The sequence below is a fragment of the Billgrantia antri genome (assembly GCF_019430905.1).
Lineage (GTDB): Bacteria > Pseudomonadota > Gammaproteobacteria > Pseudomonadales > Halomonadaceae > Halomonas > Halomonas antri.
On the sequence record NZ_JAHYCA010000001.1, the window covers coordinates 276,825 to 291,312 of the forward strand.

The window sequence follows — 14,488 nt, forward strand, 5'->3', positions numbered from 1 at the left end:
ACGACAAGGACACAAGCAGCCTTCTACCGCGAGGAAGCGCCATGCGCTATAACGGGCCGGTAACACACAACGAGTATGTCCTCAGCGATGGTGACGTGCTCATCTCCAAGACGGACCCACAAAGCCATATCACCTACGCCAACCAGCGCTTTATCGAGGTAAGCGGCTTCAGCTACGAGGAGCTGAAGGACTCACCGCACAACATTGTTCGTCACCCCGACATGCCCGAGAGCGTGTTTGCCGACATGTGGCACGATCTGCAAGGCGGCCAGTTCTGGTCGGGGCTGGTCAAGAACCGACGCAAGAACGGTGATCACTACTGGGTCCGGGCCAACGTGGTGCCCATACGCGAAAATGGCCAGCTCAAGGGCTATGCCTCCATTCGCGTCAAGCCAAGCGCCGCGGAAACGGCACACGCCGAAGCGGTGTATCGTGACATTCGCGAGCAAGGGGGGCGCTACGTCGTCAGGCATGGTCAGGCCTATCGTCGCGGCATCCTGCATGCCGTACGGCGTATCGACTGGCGCAGCCTGGCTGTACGCAACTTGGTTGCCAGCCTGACCATCACTGCATTGCCAGCAACTCTGGGGCTGACGGCTTGGAACTTGATGCCGGAGACGGCCTCGCTCGCCGACGAAAGCCTGCTGGCAGGTGGGGTATTGTGTGGAGCCCTGCTGGGCTGGCTGAACTGGCGAGGCACTGCCCGCCTGAGTCGCACGCTGCACAAGGCCCACGACTTCGCCTTGCAGGTGGCCGCCGGCAACCTCAAGGCCGACTTGCCCAGTCAGGGTAGCGATGAGCTGGGCCAGATGCTCAAAGCTCTGGCGTTCATGCGTCAGTCGCTTGGCGCACTCATCGGTGATGTCGAGAGGCGCATCGGCGTGGTCGAGCCGGCGGTGACTGAGCTGGTAAGCAACAACGAGGCCATGGCCAGCCGGCTCGAGCAGCAAGCGTCATCGGTGCAACAAACGGCTGCCAGTACCGAACAGATCAGCGCCACGGTCAGTCAAAGCGCAGAGCATGCCCAGCAGGCCGGCAAGGCGACGCTGGGCAATGTCGAGGCGGTCGACGCTGCCGCTCAGGTCATGCAGGCACTCGCCAGCTCGATGCAAGAGATCACACGACAGGCCGACAACATGGCCGGCATCGTTGGCACCATCGACAGCATCGCCTTTCAAACCAACATACTGGCGCTAAATGCCTCGGTAGAAGCCGCTCGGGCCGGTGATCATGGGCGCGGCTTCGCCGTGGTGGCACAAGAGGTGCGCAAGCTTGCCAGCGAATCGGCAACTGCCGCCCATCGTGTACAGGTCTTGATCCATTCGGCTCGCAGCGAGATCGAAACGGGCCGCGCCCATGCCGGCAAGGCAGAAGACGCCATGACAGCCATAAAGGCGGCCAGCTACGAGGTCAACGAACTGATGCAGGAAATCAGCGCGGCCACGGCAGAGCAGAGCCAGGGCATCGAACAGATCAGCCAGGCCATCGGCGAGATCGACCGGGCCACGCAGACCAGTGCTGGCAGCATGCAGCGCTACCAGGCCGCCACGGCCTCACTCGACCACGAAGTGCGTGCACTGGCGCACAGCGCGGGCGCCTTCGGCGACGACCAGCCTCGCTCCGGGAAATTAGCAACCGTAAGCTCAGCGATAACTACCATGATCCATGAACGGAATGGATTGTCACGTGGTACAGGCCGGCAGATGGTAGCCTCGGAAGAATTGATATCCTGTTGAAATAGAATAAAAAAACCCGGCCATGAGGCCGGGCGCAATGACAGCTACTGGCTGCCGAGAGAGCACAAGAAAGAGGTCAGCGAGGCCGCTCAGTGATGAAAGCGCTGGGCGGCCTCCTTGGCGAGCTGGCGGATGCCGTTCCAGTCTTCGGCATCGACCAGCGATTTCGGCGTCAGCCAGGAGCCGCCCACGCACATCACGTTCTTCAGCGCCAGGTAGTCCTCGGCGTTGTCGAGGCTGATGCCGCCGGTGGGACAGAAACGCGCTTCGGGAATCGGGCCGGCAAAGGCCTTAAGCGCCTTGACGCCGCCGCTGGCCTCGGCGGGGAAGAACTTGAAGCGGCGGTAACCGTACTGCCAGCCGGTCATCAGCTCGGACACGGTGGCCACGCCGGGCAACATCGGCACCGGGCTGGTGATGCCATAGCGGTAAAGCGCCTCGGTGGTACCCGGCGTGACCACGAAATCGGCACCCACCTGCTCGCTCTGACGGTACTGGGCCGGCGTCAGCACGGTGCCCACGCCGATGCTGGCCTGGGGCAGGGCTTCCTTGAGGCGGCGAATCGCCTCCAGGGCGCAATCGGTGCGCAGGGTCACCTCCAGCACGGTGAGCCCACCTTCGACCAGGGCACGGCCCAGCGGCACGGCATCTTCCACCCGCTCGATGGCCAGCACCGGGATGACCTCGGCCTTGAGGCAGATGCTGTCGAGTTCGGTGATACGCGTGGACGGCAGCTGTTTGTCGATGGTCATGAGCAAGACTCCAGTTTCAGGGGGCCCAGTAAACGGCCAGCGGGCAGGAAAGAAAGGCGCGGATCGGCAGTTCACGCAAGTCGTCGCCGGACAGGGCCCGGGCCAGCACGCTGCGCTTGTCGTCACCGGTGATGTGCAGTACGTGGCGTCGCGCCTGATGCAGGCGGTCGGCGCTGAGGGTGATCCGCGCTTGGGGCTGACTGGGCGTGCGCGCGGCCAGTACCGGGGCATCGGTGGTGAGCCCCAGCTCCAGCTCGCGGCTATCGGGAAACAGCGAGGCGGTGTGACCGTCGCCGCCCATGCCCAGCACCACCACGCTGGCCGGCCAGGTCAACGCCTCGATGCGCCGGGTCACCTCCTCTACGCCCTGTTCCGGCGTCCCGTCGTCGGTGGTCAACGAAACGAAGCTGGCAGCGGCCGCCTCGCCTTGCAGCAGGTGGCGGCGCACCAGGTGGGCATTGCTGGCCTCGTCGGTCTCGCTCACCCAGCGCTCGTCGGCCAGGGTCACATCGATCCGCTCCCAGGGCAACGCCTGGGACGACAGGGCCTGAAAGAAGGGTACCGGCGTCGAGCCGCCGGAAACTACCAGCAGAGCCCGCTCCTGCTGGGCCAGATCCTGGCGCAGTGCTTCACAAGTGGCTTCGGCGAGCTGCACGGCGAGCTGTTCGCGCGGCCCGGCGGCGAGATGCGTCATGTCAGTAGTCCTCATACCAGCTGCGCCCATCCTGGGTAATCATGGCAATGGAGGCCACCGGCCCCCAGGAACCGGCCGGGTAGCGCCGTGGCGGCTCGCCCATCTCCTTCCAGGCGGCAATCAGACTATCGCACCAGTGCCAGGCGTGCTCGACCTCGTCACGGCGCACGAACAGGTATTGGCGCCCCTTCATCACCTCGAGCAGCAGGCGCTCGTAGGCGTCGGGGATGCGCGTCTGGGGGAAGGCACTGCCGAAGTCCAGGTGCAGCGGACCACGGCGCAGGCGCATGCCCCGGTCCAGCCCGCTGTCCTTGGTCAGCACCTCCAGCGCAATGCCCTCTTCGGGTTGCAGGCGAATGACCAGCTTGTTGGCCGCCAGGTTGCGCTGATCGGGGTCGAAGATGTAGTGCGGCTGCTGGCGGAAATGCACCACGATCTGCGATAGCTTTTCCGGCATGCGCTTGCCCGTGCGCAGGTAGAACGGCACCCCGGCCCAGCGCCAGTTGGAAACGCCGGTCTTCATGGCGACGAAGGTCTCGGTCTCGCTCTCTCGATTGGCGCCCTCTTCTTCCAGGTAGCCGGGCACGCTCTTGCCTTTGATGGTGCCGGCAATGTATTGGCCACGCACCACGTCGCGGTTGAGCTTGGTCTCGCTGAATGGCTGCAGCGCCTTGAGCACCTTGACCTTCTCGTCGCGGATGGCGTCGGCATCCAGATTGGCCGGCGGGTCCATGGCGATCAGGCATACCAGCTGCAGCAAGTGGTTCTGTACCATGTCGCGCAACTGGCCGGCACGGTCGAAATAGCCCCAGCGCCCTTCGATACCGACCTGCTCGGCCACGGTGATCTCGACGTGGGAGATGTGGTTCTGGTTCCACTGGGTACCGAACAGTGGATTGGCAAAGCGCAGCGCGATGAGGTTCTGGACGGTCTCCTTGCCCAGGTAATGGTCGATGCGATAGACCTGGGACTCGTGGAACACTTCGCCGATGGCGTCATTGATCTCGCAGGAGGATTCGAAATCGTAGCCGATCGGCTTCTCGACCACCACGCGGGAGAGTTCGTCGAGGCACTCGCCGGCCTGCAGGTTGCGGCAGATATCGCCATACAGGCTCGCCGGCACCGCCAGGTAGACGACCAAGGGACAGACCACGGTGTCATGGCGCACGGCCCCGCGCCATTCGGTGATGGCGCGATAACCCTCGGCGTTGGCGAAATCGAGCTGCAGGTAGTCGAGACGTGCGGTAAAGCGCTTGACGACCTCCCGATCGAGCTCCGCGGGCTTGACGTAGGTCTGTAGGGTGTCGGCGATACGACGGCGAAAGGCGTCGGCCTTCAGCTCCTGGCGCGCCAGCCCCAGAATACGCGTGTCGTCGTGCAGCAGGCCCTCGCGGTCGAGGTGGTAGAGCGCGGGATAAAGCTTGCGCAGCGACAGGTCCCCCAGGGCACCGAACAGCGCGAGATCGATAACCGGCCGACTCTCTTCCTCAGGCCGCGTGGTTGCCTTCATGTCCGCCCCCATCTGGTTAATTTACACAAAAAATACGCAAAAAAGCCCTTAGCATCAACCAATATTTTGTAATATTACACTCATCATAGCGATTTTCGATACCTCGATTCGCGCCCGGCCGATGCTCCGCGATAGGATAGCCGGTGACCATGTTGTTAAATCACTACATTATCAGCTTGAGAGAGTCCCTTCAGCCATGGCCCATCACGATCTGCTGCAACGAATCCGTCAACGCCTCGACGAGCTCAATCGTTCCGAGCGCAAGGTAGCAGATGTCATCCTGGCCGACCCAGCCCGTGCCACCGGCCTGAGCATCGCCAGCCTGGCCCAGGCGGCCTCGGTCAGCGAACCCACGGTGAACCGCTTCTGTCGCAGCTTCCATGCGAAGGGCTACCCCGACTTCAAGATCAAGCTGGCCCAGAGCCTGGCCGGCGGCACGCCCTATGTCAGCCAGTCGGTGGAGCCAGGCGACGTTGCCGCGGACTACACGCGCAAGATCTTCGGCGCCACCATTGCCGCCCTGGACGAAGCCAGCCGCACCCTCGATCCGGCCCGCATCGAGCGGGTGGTGGACTACCTGATCCAGGCCAAGCAGATCCACTTCTTCGGTCTCGGCGCGTCCGGTGCCGTGGCGCAGGACGCCCAGCACAAGTTCTTCCGCTTCAATCTTCCGGTCACGTCTTATGTCGACGTGCTGATGCAGCGCATGGTCGCGTCGGCCTGTCATACCGGCGATGTGGTGGTGGTGATCTCCTGGACCGGTCGCACCCGCGAGCTGGTCGAGATCGCCCAGCTGGCACGCGAGAGCGGTGCCGTGGTACTGGGCATCACCGCTCCCGGCTCGCCGTTGGCGGTGGAGTGCACCGAGACGCTCGAGGTACCCACGCCGGAAGACACCGACGTCTACATGCCGATGACCTCGCGCATGATTCAGCTCACCCTGATTGACGTGTTGGCGACCGGTGTGACCCTGCGCCGCGGCGAGGACTTCCTGCCCCACCTGAAGAAGATCAAGGACAGCCTGCGCGATACCCGCTACCCGCCTCGCGGCTGAGCGCAGCCGCAGGGCCGCCCTGCGCCTGGCCTACGCTTCGCCATCGGCGGCACGCCAGGCCGCGACCAGCGCGCGTGCCTGTTCACCCACCTGCTCGGGCGACTGTCCGGGGCGATAGAGCGCACCGCCCAGGCCGGCGCCATCCACGCCGGCGGCACGCCAGGCGGCGAACTCCGCCGCACCGATGCCGCCCACGGCATAGAGCCGTGTGCCATTCGGCAGTACCGCCCGCAAGGCCCTCATGCCCTCCACCCCCACCTGCACGGCGGGAAACAGCTTCAGCCCCGTGGCCCCGGCGTCCAGCGCATCGAAGGCTTCCGTCGGCGTCAGCACGCCTGGCCAGCTCTGCATGCCGAGGCGTCGCGTCTCCTCGATCACGTCCGGACGGCAGTTGGGAGACACCACCAGACGACCCCCGACGGCATGCACGGCACGCACCTCATCCACGCCGAGCACGGTGCCGGCGCCCACTAGGGCTCGATCGCCCAAGGCTTCGACCAGACACCGAATGCTTTCCAGCGGGTCGGGAGAGTTGAGCGGAACCTCCAAGGTAGAGATACCTGCGGCGATGGCGGCTTCGCCCACCGCCACCGCCTCGCCGGGGGTAACGCCGCGCAGGATACCGATCAGTGGCAGTCTCATGTGCGTCTCCACCAAGGTTGTCAGTTAGGGTTGTCAAGTACCGGCCCGTGCCAGCCCAAGGCCGGCCAGTACCGCCGCCTCGCCCTCGACACGCCGGCTGGCATGGCCGAGCGCCTCGAGGGCCAGCGCATAGCGTTCGCACAGCGCCTCGCCGCCGACCAGGGTGACGGAAGACGCTGAGAGGTCGTGACGAACGCCACTGAGCTCGAGGCCAATGGCGAGCCCCGAGAGACGCGCCCCCAGCCGGGTTTGCCGCGCTTCCCCGGCAGGCAAAGAAGCGTCGAGCAGGTCGGCGGCACGCAGGCCGAACAGCAACCTAGCGAACTCACCGGGTCGGGCGCTCGCCTCGCGTACCGCGGCGACGAACGCCTCGCGACAGCCGGGTTCGGTGAGGCCGTCGTCGGCCACGGAGTGTCTGAGCACCGACTGGCCGGCCAACAGGCCATAGAGCTCGCCGGTCAGGTAGGTGGCGAAGCGCTTGACCTCTCCGCGCTCCAGCCACGCCCACTTGGCATGGGTACCCGGCAGGCAGACCAGCCCCGAGAATCCCGGCTCACGGGCCACCAGCCCAGCCAGCTGGGTCTCCTCCCCGCGCATCACATCGAAGTCGCACCCGGTGACATCCGCGAACTGGCACAGCCCCGGCAACAGGAGAACGTCAAGGCGCGTATCGCTTACCGTCGGCATGACGGCGCCTTGGGCCAGGTCGTCCAGGCGTGTCGGCACCGGCAGGTAAGCCGCCTCGCGCCAGCCCTGGCGGGCGCCGGCCATGCCACAGACCCACACTCCCACGCGCCCGGACGCCGGCAGCCAATCGCCGACGACCTCGAGCAGTGCGATCTCGTAATCCTCAGGCCTCAGGGTCAGCATGCCCTTGTCACTGCCGCCCCGCACCAGCACCTCGCCGCTCTCGTCCAGGCCCCAGACGCGCAGCTGACTCGAGCCCCAGTCCACCGCGACCCAGGCCAGTCGCTCGCGTATCGCATCGCTCATGAAGATCTCCTCACCACTCGGCGATGGAGCCGTCCTCGTGGCTCCATACGGGGTTGCGCCAACGATGCCCGACCTTGGCCCGCTCCTCGACGAACGCCTCGTCGATCTCCACGCCGAGCCCCGGCCCCTGGGGAATGGCACAGAAGCCCTGCTCGATGGCCAGCGCCGACTTGTCGACCAGGTAGTCGAGCACGTCGTTGTCGCGGTTGTAGTGGATGCCCATGCTCTGCTCCTGGATGAAAGCGTTATGGCTCACCGCATCCAGGTGGAGCGAAGCGGCCAGGGTCAGCGGACCGAGCGGACAATGCGGTGCCAGGGCGACGTCGTGGGCCGAGGCCAGCGCGGCAATCTTCAGCCCCTCGCTGATGCCGCCGCAATGGGAGAGGTCGGGCTGGATGATATCGATCATGCCGTCGGCGAGCAGGTCGCGAAATTCGAACCGGGTGTGCAGCCGCTCGCCGGTGGCCAGCGGATAGCCCAGGCCGCCGGCGATGTGCTTCAGGCTGGGCAGGTGCTCGGGTGCCACCGGCTCCTCGACGAACATCGGATGGAACGGCTCCAGCTCACGCAGCAGCGCCTTGGCCATGGGCCGATGCACCCGGCCGTGAAAATCGATGGCAATGCCCACCTCGGGCCCCACCGCCTCGCGGGCCTCGGCGACGCGAGCCACCGCCTCGTCGATCTTGCGGTGCGAGTCGACGATCTGCATCTCGGCAGTACCGTTCATCTTGAACGCGGTGAAGCCACGCTCCACCAGCTCCCTGGCGCCCGCCCCCACGTCGTTCGGCCGGTCGCCGCCGGTCCAGGCGTACATGCGCATGCGCTCGCGCACCGCGCCGCCCAGCAGTTGGTGCACCGGCACGCCCAGGTCGCGTCCCTTGAGATCCCACAGCGCCTGGTCGATACCGGCGATGGCGCTCATCAGGATCGGGCCGCCGCGATAGAAGCCGGCTCGGTAAAGCGTGTTCCACAGGTGCTCGATGCGGTGCGGGTCCTGGCCGATCAGGTAGTCGGCAAGCTCGTGCACTGCAGCCTCCACGGTGGCGGCGCGGCCCTCGATGACCGGCTCGCCCCAGCCGTAGCAACCCTCGTCGGTCTCGATCTTGAGGAACAGCCAGCGCGGCGGCACCTGCCAGGTCTTGAGTCGAGTGATCTTCATGGTGAGCGCTCCTTGGCATGAATGATGGATTCGGCTGACGGCGCCTGGACGGACTCGGCTTGTGCGTCGGCGACGATACCCAGATCGACAGCGGTGCGTCGCAGCACATCGACAGCGGCCGCTTCAGCTGCATCCGCATCCCGGGAGCGGATCGCCTCGAGCAGGCGGCCATGACGCGCCAGGCTGTCATCCAGGCCGGCATCAAGAGGCTGGAGGTGGGCCTGGGAGCGCTGGATCAGGGCAATGATCGAGGGACGCAGCAAATGCCCCATCTGGCGCCACACCAGATTATGGCTGGTGCGATAGATGGCATCGTGGAAGGCCACGTCGTACTCCGCATGCCGCGCACTGGCCTCCGGCATGCCGGCGGTACGCTGCATGCCCAGGAAGGCCGCCTCCAGGCGCTCGAGATCCTCCGCTTCGGCCGCCCGGGCTGCCAGGCGGGCGACAGCCGGCTCCGCCGAATAGCGAAAGGCAAAGATCTCGCGCAGCAGCTGAGCATCGGGCGTTTCGATATCGGCCATCCACGCGCTCACCAGCGGATCGAGCAGATGCCATTCGCCAATGTTGCAGACCACGCTGCCGCGCCCCGCGGTGCGCTCGATCAGACCAAGGGCGACCAGAGTCGCCAGGGCGTTGCGCACCTGGTTGCGGCTGACCTCGAAGTGCTGGCAGAGGTCGCGTTCACGAGGAAAGGTTTCGCCGGGGCGCCAGCGCCCGGCCAGCAACGCCTGCCCCAGCAGCCGCGCCAGGCCGTCGGCACCGCCGTGATGGCGTGGCAGCGAAGTCAGTGTCATGACGCCCTCCAGATGAGCACTGCTCAAGTTGGCGAAGTGCAACGAATATAGAGCATGCCGCCACAAATGTCAGACATTTACCCTTGCCCAAAAAGAGGCGAGCCTGGCGGCCCGCCTCCGTGTGCATCTTCAACCACCGGCGAAGGTCGCGTAGATGATGACCACCAGAGCCACCAGCAAGAGGCCCACGGGCACGGCGCCGCGCCAGGGCGTGAGATCGACCGCACCGCTGTCCTCGTGAACCCAGTCGGTCTCGCGCGGGCGCAGCTTGCCGATCACCAGCATCAAGGCCACCAACAGCACGAACACGCCGGCCACAAAGTGGAACTCATGCATGACCAGCGGCAGCCGGTCGAACGGCGGCACGAAATAGCCGGCGGCAATCAGCAGGCAGCCGCCCACCAGTGCGATCTTGGCCGCCATGGGCGGTACGCGCTTGGTCAGCAGGCCGACGATCACTACCGCGAGGATAGGGATGAAATAGATGGCGTTCATCTTCTGCAGGTAGCCGAACAGGCTCTCCTGACCGGCCAGCAGCGGCGCGATGGTCATGGTGACGAAGGCCATGATCCAGCCGAACACCTTGCCCGACTTCACCACCTGCTCTTCGCTGGCCTCCTTGTTGAGCACGCCTTTATAGAGGCCCAGGCTGAAGATGGTGGTGGTGCTGTTGAGCGCCGAGTTGAACGACGACAGGATGGCACCCACCATCACCGCGGCGAAAAAGCCGGTCAGATAGGGCGGCAGCACATTGAACACCAGGTGACCGTAGGCCTCGTCGGCCTGAATGCCCTGGTCGGCATAGAGGTGGTAGGCGATGATCCCCGGCAGCACCAGGTAGAGCGGGCCCAACAGCTTGAAGAAGCCGGTCAGCAGAACCCCCTTCTGGCCCTCGGCGAGGTTCTTGGCGGCGAAGGTACGCTGGATGATCTGCTGGTTGGTCGTCCAGTAGAAGAGGTTGATCAAGAACACACCGGTAAAGAGCGTGGAGAATGGCACCTGCTGATCGGAGCCGCCCAGTGAGTTGAGCTTGTCCGGATCGCTCTGCTTGAGGATGTTCCAGCCCTCGAGCAGGCCACCGTCGTTGCTGACCGCCTGCAGGCCGAAGTAGACGATGACGAAGCCGCCAACCAATAGCCCGATGCCGTTCAGCGTGTCCGATACGGCCACGGTGCGCAGCCCGCCGAACAGGGCGTAGATGGAGCCGATGAGGCCTACCACCCAGACCGTGAGCCACAGCAGCAGCGTCTGCGACTCGATCCCGGTCAGGCCGGAGAGATCGAGCATGCCCTGCAACCCCATGGCGCCGGAGTAAAGGATGATCGGCAGCAGAATCACCGCATAGGCGATCAGGAAGATGACGTTGCAGATCAGCTGGGTGCCGGCGTCGAAGCGGATCAACAGCATCTGCGGCAGGGTGGCGATACCGCTGCGCAGGAAGCGTGGCAGGAAGAACAGCGCCAGCGCCACCAGCGCAATGACCGCCACCACCTCCCAGGCCATCACGCTCAGGCCATCGCTGAAGGCCGCCCCGTTGAGCCCCACCATCTGCTCGGTGGAGAGGTTGGTCATCAGCAGCGAGCCGGCGATCAGCGGGAAGGTCAATGAGCGGCCGGCGAGGAAGTAGCCGCTGGTACTGGCATGATCGTCGCGACGGGTCAGGCGCCAGGTGATGAAGGCCACCAGGCCGGTAAAGAACAGGAACGATAGCAGGGTCAAGGCATGCATGCGGATACACTCCCTTGCAAGCGATTGGCAGTCCGTTGGGCCAGAAAATGTCTGACATTGATGAATTGACAAAATTCTAAGCGGAAAAGGCGCGCCTCGCATGCGCCTTTAGTCGCAAAAAAACGTTAAATTTTTGTAATATTACGCACTATTCCATGTGACCTATCGACCGACCCGGCTGCGTCTTGCCTACAGGGTTGTCAGACAGGCTAGGCGGCACAACAATAGCCTCTCTCTCGAACTCACTCTCATGGACCTTCTTCATGCGCCGGATCGCCCTTTCTTCCATTTTCCTGCCCACCATCGCCCTCGCCTTGTTCGCTCAAGGGGCCGCCGCCGAGACCTTCCGCTTCACCGCCATTCCCGACGAGGACCAGGCGCGCCTGGTGGAGCGCTTCGCCAAGGTGGCCGACTATCTGGAGGAGCGCCTCGGCGTCGAAGTGGAGTACGTGCCGGTGAAGTCCTACAGCGCCGCGGTCACCGCCTTCCGCAACGATCAGGTGCAACTGGCCTGGTTCGGCGGGCTCTCCGGGGTGCAGGCACGCCGCCTGGTGCCGGGCTCCCAGGCGCTGGCCCAGGGCAGCGAGGATAATGCCTTCGTCAGCTACTTCATCGCCCATGAGTCCACCGGCCTCGAGCGTGCCGACGAGCTGCCCGACGAGATCGAAGGCATGAGCCTGACGTTCGGCTCGCGCACCTCTACCTCCGGCCGACTGATGCCGGAGCACTTCCTGCGCCAGCGTTTCGATGACGCCAACCCTGAGGACCTCTTCTCGCGGGTCGGGTACTCCGGCGATCACTCACGCACCATCGCCCTGGTGGAAGCCGGCACCTACGACATCGGGGCGGTCAACTACACGGTGTGGGAAGCCGCCGTGGAGGACGGCCGGGTGGATACCGACAAGGTTGGCGTGATCTGGGCCACGCCCTCTTACCCTGACTACAACTGGACTCTGCGCGGCGACGCCGACGAGCGTTTCGGCGAGGGCTTCAGCGACAAGGTACAGGCCGCGTTCCTCGAGATGGAGGATCCGGAGCTGCTCGCCACTTTCCCCCGCGAGGCGTTCATCCCTGCCGACAACGACCTCTATGCCCCCATCGAGGAGGTGGCCGAGGAGCTCGGCCTGCTGCGCTGATGGAGGATGAGCAACGTCGCCTGCTGGTTCGCTTCGACGGAGAGGCTCTCGGGCATGGCGCACAGGTCGTCCTGCCCCGCCTGACCCTCGCCCTGCACGAGGGCGAGCGAGTCGCGTTGCTCGGCCAAAGCGGCGCCGGCAAGTCGACGCTGCTCGGTGAACTGCGCCAGCGGCTCGAGCACCAGGCGGCTTGGTGTCCGCAGCATCACGGCCTGGTGCCGCAGCTCGCGGTGTATCACAACGTCTTCATGGGGCGTCTGTCGGAGCATTCGGCGCTGGCCAACCTGTGGAACCTCATCCGCCCCCTGCGCCGCCCCTGGCGGGAAGTGGCCGCGCTGTGCGACGAGCTGGGTCTGGCCGGCCTGCTGCGGCGCCCGGTGGGCCAGCTCTCCGGCGGCCAGCGCCAGCGGGTGGCCATCGCCCGCGCCCTCTACCAGGCCCGGCCGCTGTTTCTCGGCGACGAGCCGGTAGCCAGCGTCGACCCCCACCAGGCGCTGCGCCTGCTGAACCTGATCGATTCTCGTCACACGACCTCGGTGATCGCCCTGCACCAGCGCGAACTGGCACTGACGCACTTCGACCGCGTCTGGGGATTACGTGACGGTCGCCTGGTAATCGATGCGCCGGCCACTTCGCTCACCCTGGCCGAGCTGGACGCGCTCTACCCCGACGCCGATGCCACGAGACACAGCCCGGATACGCGCGATGCCAATGTCGGCGCGCTGGACGTCAACGCTCTCCCCTGCCCCCGGGGGCGGCCGTGAACGACAGCTCATCGACCCTACCCCCATCAGGGTGGAAAGCGTGGTGGCGAGGGAGCTCGCCTGGCCTGCGCTTGGCCCGGCACAGCCTGGGCCTGGTGGCACTGGCGGTGCTGCTGGTGCCTTTCGCCGATCTTGCCGTGCATACCCGCGACCCGTGGGGAGAACTCGGTCGCATGGCGGCCGGCCTGGCCTGGCCCGCCTGGGGGGCACTGGAGTCACCCTTCTCGGCATTGGGTCTCACCGTGGCGGTGGCGCTGTGGGGCACACTGGCCGGAGTCGTATTGGGTTTGCCGCTGGCGCTGCTCTTTGCACGCTCGCGCCTGGTGCGTGCCGGCTGCGCCTTCGTGCGTGCCATCCACGAGCTGTTCTGGGCGCTGCTGTTCATGCAGGTATTCGGGCTCTCGGCGCTCACCGCCCTGGCCGCCCTGGCAATTCCCTATGCCGGCATCTTCGCCAAGGTCTACGCCGAGATCCTCGAGCAGACCCCACGTGCACCGCGCGACGCCCTGCCACCCGGCAGCGGGCGGCTGGCACGCTTCGTCTACACCGAACTGCCGCTGGCCTGGTCCCAGCTCGCCGCCTATACCCGCTACCGTTTCGAGTGCGGCCTGCGCGCCAGCGTGCTGCTCGGCTTCGTCGGCCTACCGACGCTGGGATTCCATCTCGAGACGGCGTTTCGCGAAGGGCGCTACCCTGAGGCCGGTGCCCTGCTGTGGCTGTTCTACCTGTTGATCGCCAGCCTGCCGTGGTGGGGCCACAAGCGCTTGATACCGCTGCTGCTGGTAGGCGGCGCATGGCTGCTCGGCCCCTGGCCGAACGTTGACGGCGGCTTGCTGTGGCGCTTCGTCTCTCAGGACATCTGGCCGGCGGCGCTGCTGGCCGGCGACTGGGCGGCCTTGATGGAGTGGCTGGCGCGCATCCCGTCGCTGGGACCGGCCATCGGCAATACCCTGCTGCTGGGCCTGCTCGGTACCGTGGGTGCGCTCGCGGTGGCACTGGCGCTGTGGCCGCTGGCCAGTCGCCATTTCGGCAATCGCGCCACCCGCCTGACCGGACACGGCGTGCTGATCTTCCTGCGCTCGACGCCGGAGCTGATGCTGGCGTTCGTCTTCCTGCTGCTGCTCGGCCCCTCGCTGCTGCCCGCCTGGCTGGCTCTGGCACTGCACAACGGCGCGCTGATCGCCTTTCTGGCGGCGCGCCACGCCGACGCCATCACCCCGGGCATGCCAGGGCTGCCTGCCAGCGGGCGACTGGCCTACGAACTGCTGCCGCGGGTCTATCCAGGGCTGCTGGCCCTGCTCTACTACCGCGCCGAGGTGATCCTGCGCGAGACCGCCATCCTCGGCATGCTGGGGGTCGCCACCCTGGGGTTCTACATCGAGGAGGGCTTCGATTACCTGATGTTCGACGTCGCCTTCTTCCTGTTGCTGGTTACCGCGACGCTCAATATCGCCGTGGATGCCCTCTCGCGGCGGCTTCGGCCACGAGAGGCGCCATTGGATGACCCCTGCGCGAGATAAGGG

At 65.6% G+C, this 14,488-nt stretch carries 13 protein-coding genes; 5 read left to right on the forward strand and 8 right to left on the reverse strand.

All coding sequences use genetic code 11. The features are described 5' to 3' along the window. Nucleotides 1-41 precede the first annotated feature (41 nt). Nucleotides 42-1,736, forward strand: coding sequence for a methyl-accepting chemotaxis protein (locus KPL81_RS01270; protein WP_219790362.1), 1,695 nt, complete (start codon nt 42-44; stop codon nt 1,734-1,736). An 89-nt stretch (nt 1,737-1,825) separates the two neighbouring features. On the opposite strand, the gene KPL81_RS01275 is transcribed toward KPL81_RS01270, so the two are convergent. Genes KPL81_RS01275 through zwf form a run of 3 tightly spaced genes read right to left on the reverse strand, consistent with a single transcriptional unit; the run spans nt 1,826 to nt 4,692 of the window. Continuing rightward, nucleotides 1,826-2,488, reverse strand: a complete 663-nt coding sequence (locus KPL81_RS01275) for a bifunctional 4-hydroxy-2-oxoglutarate aldolase/2-dehydro-3-deoxy-phosphogluconate aldolase (RefSeq protein WP_209473604.1) — start codon at nt 2,486-2,488, stop codon at nt 1,826-1,828. Nucleotides 2,489-2,504: 16 nt separating this feature from the next. Further along, nucleotides 2,505-3,182 carry a 6-phosphogluconolactonase gene (pgl, locus tag KPL81_RS01280; protein ID WP_209473605.1) on the reverse strand — a complete coding sequence of 226 codons (678 nt, stop codon included), beginning with the start codon at nt 3,180-3,182 and terminating at the stop codon, nt 2,505-2,507. 1 nt (nt 3,183) lies between these two features. Further along, nucleotides 3,184-4,692, reverse strand: coding sequence for a glucose-6-phosphate dehydrogenase (zwf, locus tag KPL81_RS01285; RefSeq protein WP_209473606.1), 1,509 nt, complete (start codon nt 4,690-4,692; stop codon nt 3,184-3,186). 196 nt (nt 4,693-4,888) lie between these two features. Between zwf and KPL81_RS01290 the strand changes: the two genes are divergently transcribed. Beyond that, a complete protein-coding gene (locus KPL81_RS01290) occupies nt 4,889-5,746 on the forward strand; it encodes a MurR/RpiR family transcriptional regulator (RefSeq protein ID WP_219790363.1) in 858 nt (285 codons plus the stop codon). A gap of 30 nt (nt 5,747-5,776) precedes the next feature. Here the strand turns inward: KPL81_RS01290 and KPL81_RS01295 are convergent, their stop codons facing one another. The 5 genes from KPL81_RS01295 to KPL81_RS01315 form a co-directional block, all read right to left on the reverse strand. Beyond that, nucleotides 5,777-6,388 (reverse strand): 2-dehydro-3-deoxy-6-phosphogalactonate aldolase, encoded by a 612-nt coding sequence (locus KPL81_RS01295; protein WP_219790364.1) that lies wholly within the window; start codon nt 6,386-6,388, stop codon nt 5,777-5,779. A 33-nt stretch (nt 6,389-6,421) separates the two neighbouring features. Next, the gene (locus KPL81_RS01300) at nt 6,422-7,381 is read right to left on the reverse strand and encodes a 2-dehydro-3-deoxygalactonokinase (RefSeq protein WP_219790365.1); all 960 of its coding nucleotides are present in this window, start codon (nt 7,379-7,381) and stop codon (nt 6,422-6,424) included. Nucleotides 7,382-7,391: 10 nt separating this feature from the next. Beyond that, nucleotides 7,392-8,540, reverse strand: coding sequence for a galactonate dehydratase (dgoD, locus tag KPL81_RS01305; protein ID WP_219790366.1), 1,149 nt, complete (start codon nt 8,538-8,540; stop codon nt 7,392-7,394). Further along, a complete protein-coding gene (locus tag KPL81_RS01310; RefSeq protein WP_219790367.1) occupies nt 8,537-9,337 on the reverse strand; it encodes a FadR/GntR family transcriptional regulator in 801 nt (266 codons plus the stop codon). Before KPL81_RS01310 ends, dgoD begins: the two co-directional genes overlap by 4 nt. Nucleotides 9,338-9,466: 129 nt before the next feature. Beyond that, on the reverse strand, nt 9,467-11,065 hold the full coding sequence (locus tag KPL81_RS01315; protein WP_209473612.1) for a solute:sodium symporter family transporter: 1,599 nt from the start codon (nt 11,063-11,065) through the stop codon (nt 9,467-9,469). Between the two features lie 263 nt (nt 11,066-11,328). On the opposite strand from KPL81_RS01315, the gene KPL81_RS01320 reads away from it, so the two are divergent. From KPL81_RS01320 to KPL81_RS01330, 3 genes are all read left to right on the forward strand, one after another. Next, a complete protein-coding gene (locus KPL81_RS01320) occupies nt 11,329-12,201 on the forward strand; it encodes a putative selenate ABC transporter substrate-binding protein (RefSeq protein ID WP_219790368.1) in 873 nt (290 codons plus the stop codon). Then, a complete protein-coding gene (locus KPL81_RS01325) occupies nt 12,201-12,965 on the forward strand; it encodes an ATP-binding cassette domain-containing protein (RefSeq protein WP_219790369.1) in 765 nt (254 codons plus the stop codon). Before KPL81_RS01320 ends, KPL81_RS01325 begins: the two co-directional genes overlap by 1 nt. Nucleotides 12,966-13,036: 71 nt before the next feature. After that, nucleotides 13,037-14,485: a PhnE/PtxC family ABC transporter permease gene (locus KPL81_RS01330; RefSeq protein ID WP_240548998.1), complete on the forward strand. Its 1,449-nt coding sequence runs from the start codon at nt 13,037-13,039 to the stop codon at nt 14,483-14,485. Nucleotides 14,486-14,488 lie beyond the last annotated feature (3 nt).

What these genes read in the sequence shown, in the direction of transcription:
- KPL81_RS01270 (WP_219790362.1), top strand. Translation starts at nt 42, where the DNA reads ATGCGCTATAACGGGCCGGTAACACACAACGAGTATGTCCTCAGCGAT.
- KPL81_RS01315 (WP_209473612.1), bottom strand. Translation starts at nt 11,065, where the DNA reads ATGCATGCCTTGACCCTGCTATCGTTCCTGTTCTTTACCGGCCTGGTG.
- KPL81_RS01300 (WP_219790365.1), bottom strand. Translation starts at nt 7,381, where the DNA reads ATGAGCGATGCGATACGCGAGCGACTGGCCTGGGTCGCGGTGGACTGG.
- KPL81_RS01320 (WP_219790368.1), top strand. Translation starts at nt 11,329, where the DNA reads ATGCGCCGGATCGCCCTTTCTTCCATTTTCCTGCCCACCATCGCCCTC.
- KPL81_RS01295 (WP_219790364.1), bottom strand. Translation starts at nt 6,388, where the DNA reads ATGAGACTGCCACTGATCGGTATCCTGCGCGGCGTTACCCCCGGCGAG.
- pgl (WP_209473605.1), bottom strand. Translation starts at nt 3,182, where the DNA reads ATGACGCATCTCGCCGCCGGGCCGCGCGAACAGCTCGCCGTGCAGCTC.
- KPL81_RS01275 (WP_209473604.1), bottom strand. Translation starts at nt 2,488, where the DNA reads ATGACCATCGACAAACAGCTGCCGTCCACGCGTATCACCGAACTCGAC.
- KPL81_RS01310 (WP_219790367.1), bottom strand. Translation starts at nt 9,337, where the DNA reads ATGACACTGACTTCGCTGCCACGCCATCACGGCGGTGCCGACGGCCTG.
- dgoD (WP_219790366.1), bottom strand. Translation starts at nt 8,540, where the DNA reads ATGAAGATCACTCGACTCAAGACCTGGCAGGTGCCGCCGCGCTGGCTG.
- KPL81_RS01325 (WP_219790369.1), top strand. Translation starts at nt 12,201, where the DNA reads ATGGAGGATGAGCAACGTCGCCTGCTGGTTCGCTTCGACGGAGAGGCT.
- zwf (WP_209473606.1), bottom strand. Translation starts at nt 4,692, where the DNA reads ATGAAGGCAACCACGCGGCCTGAGGAAGAGAGTCGGCCGGTTATCGAT.
- KPL81_RS01290 (WP_219790363.1), top strand. Translation starts at nt 4,889, where the DNA reads ATGGCCCATCACGATCTGCTGCAACGAATCCGTCAACGCCTCGACGAG.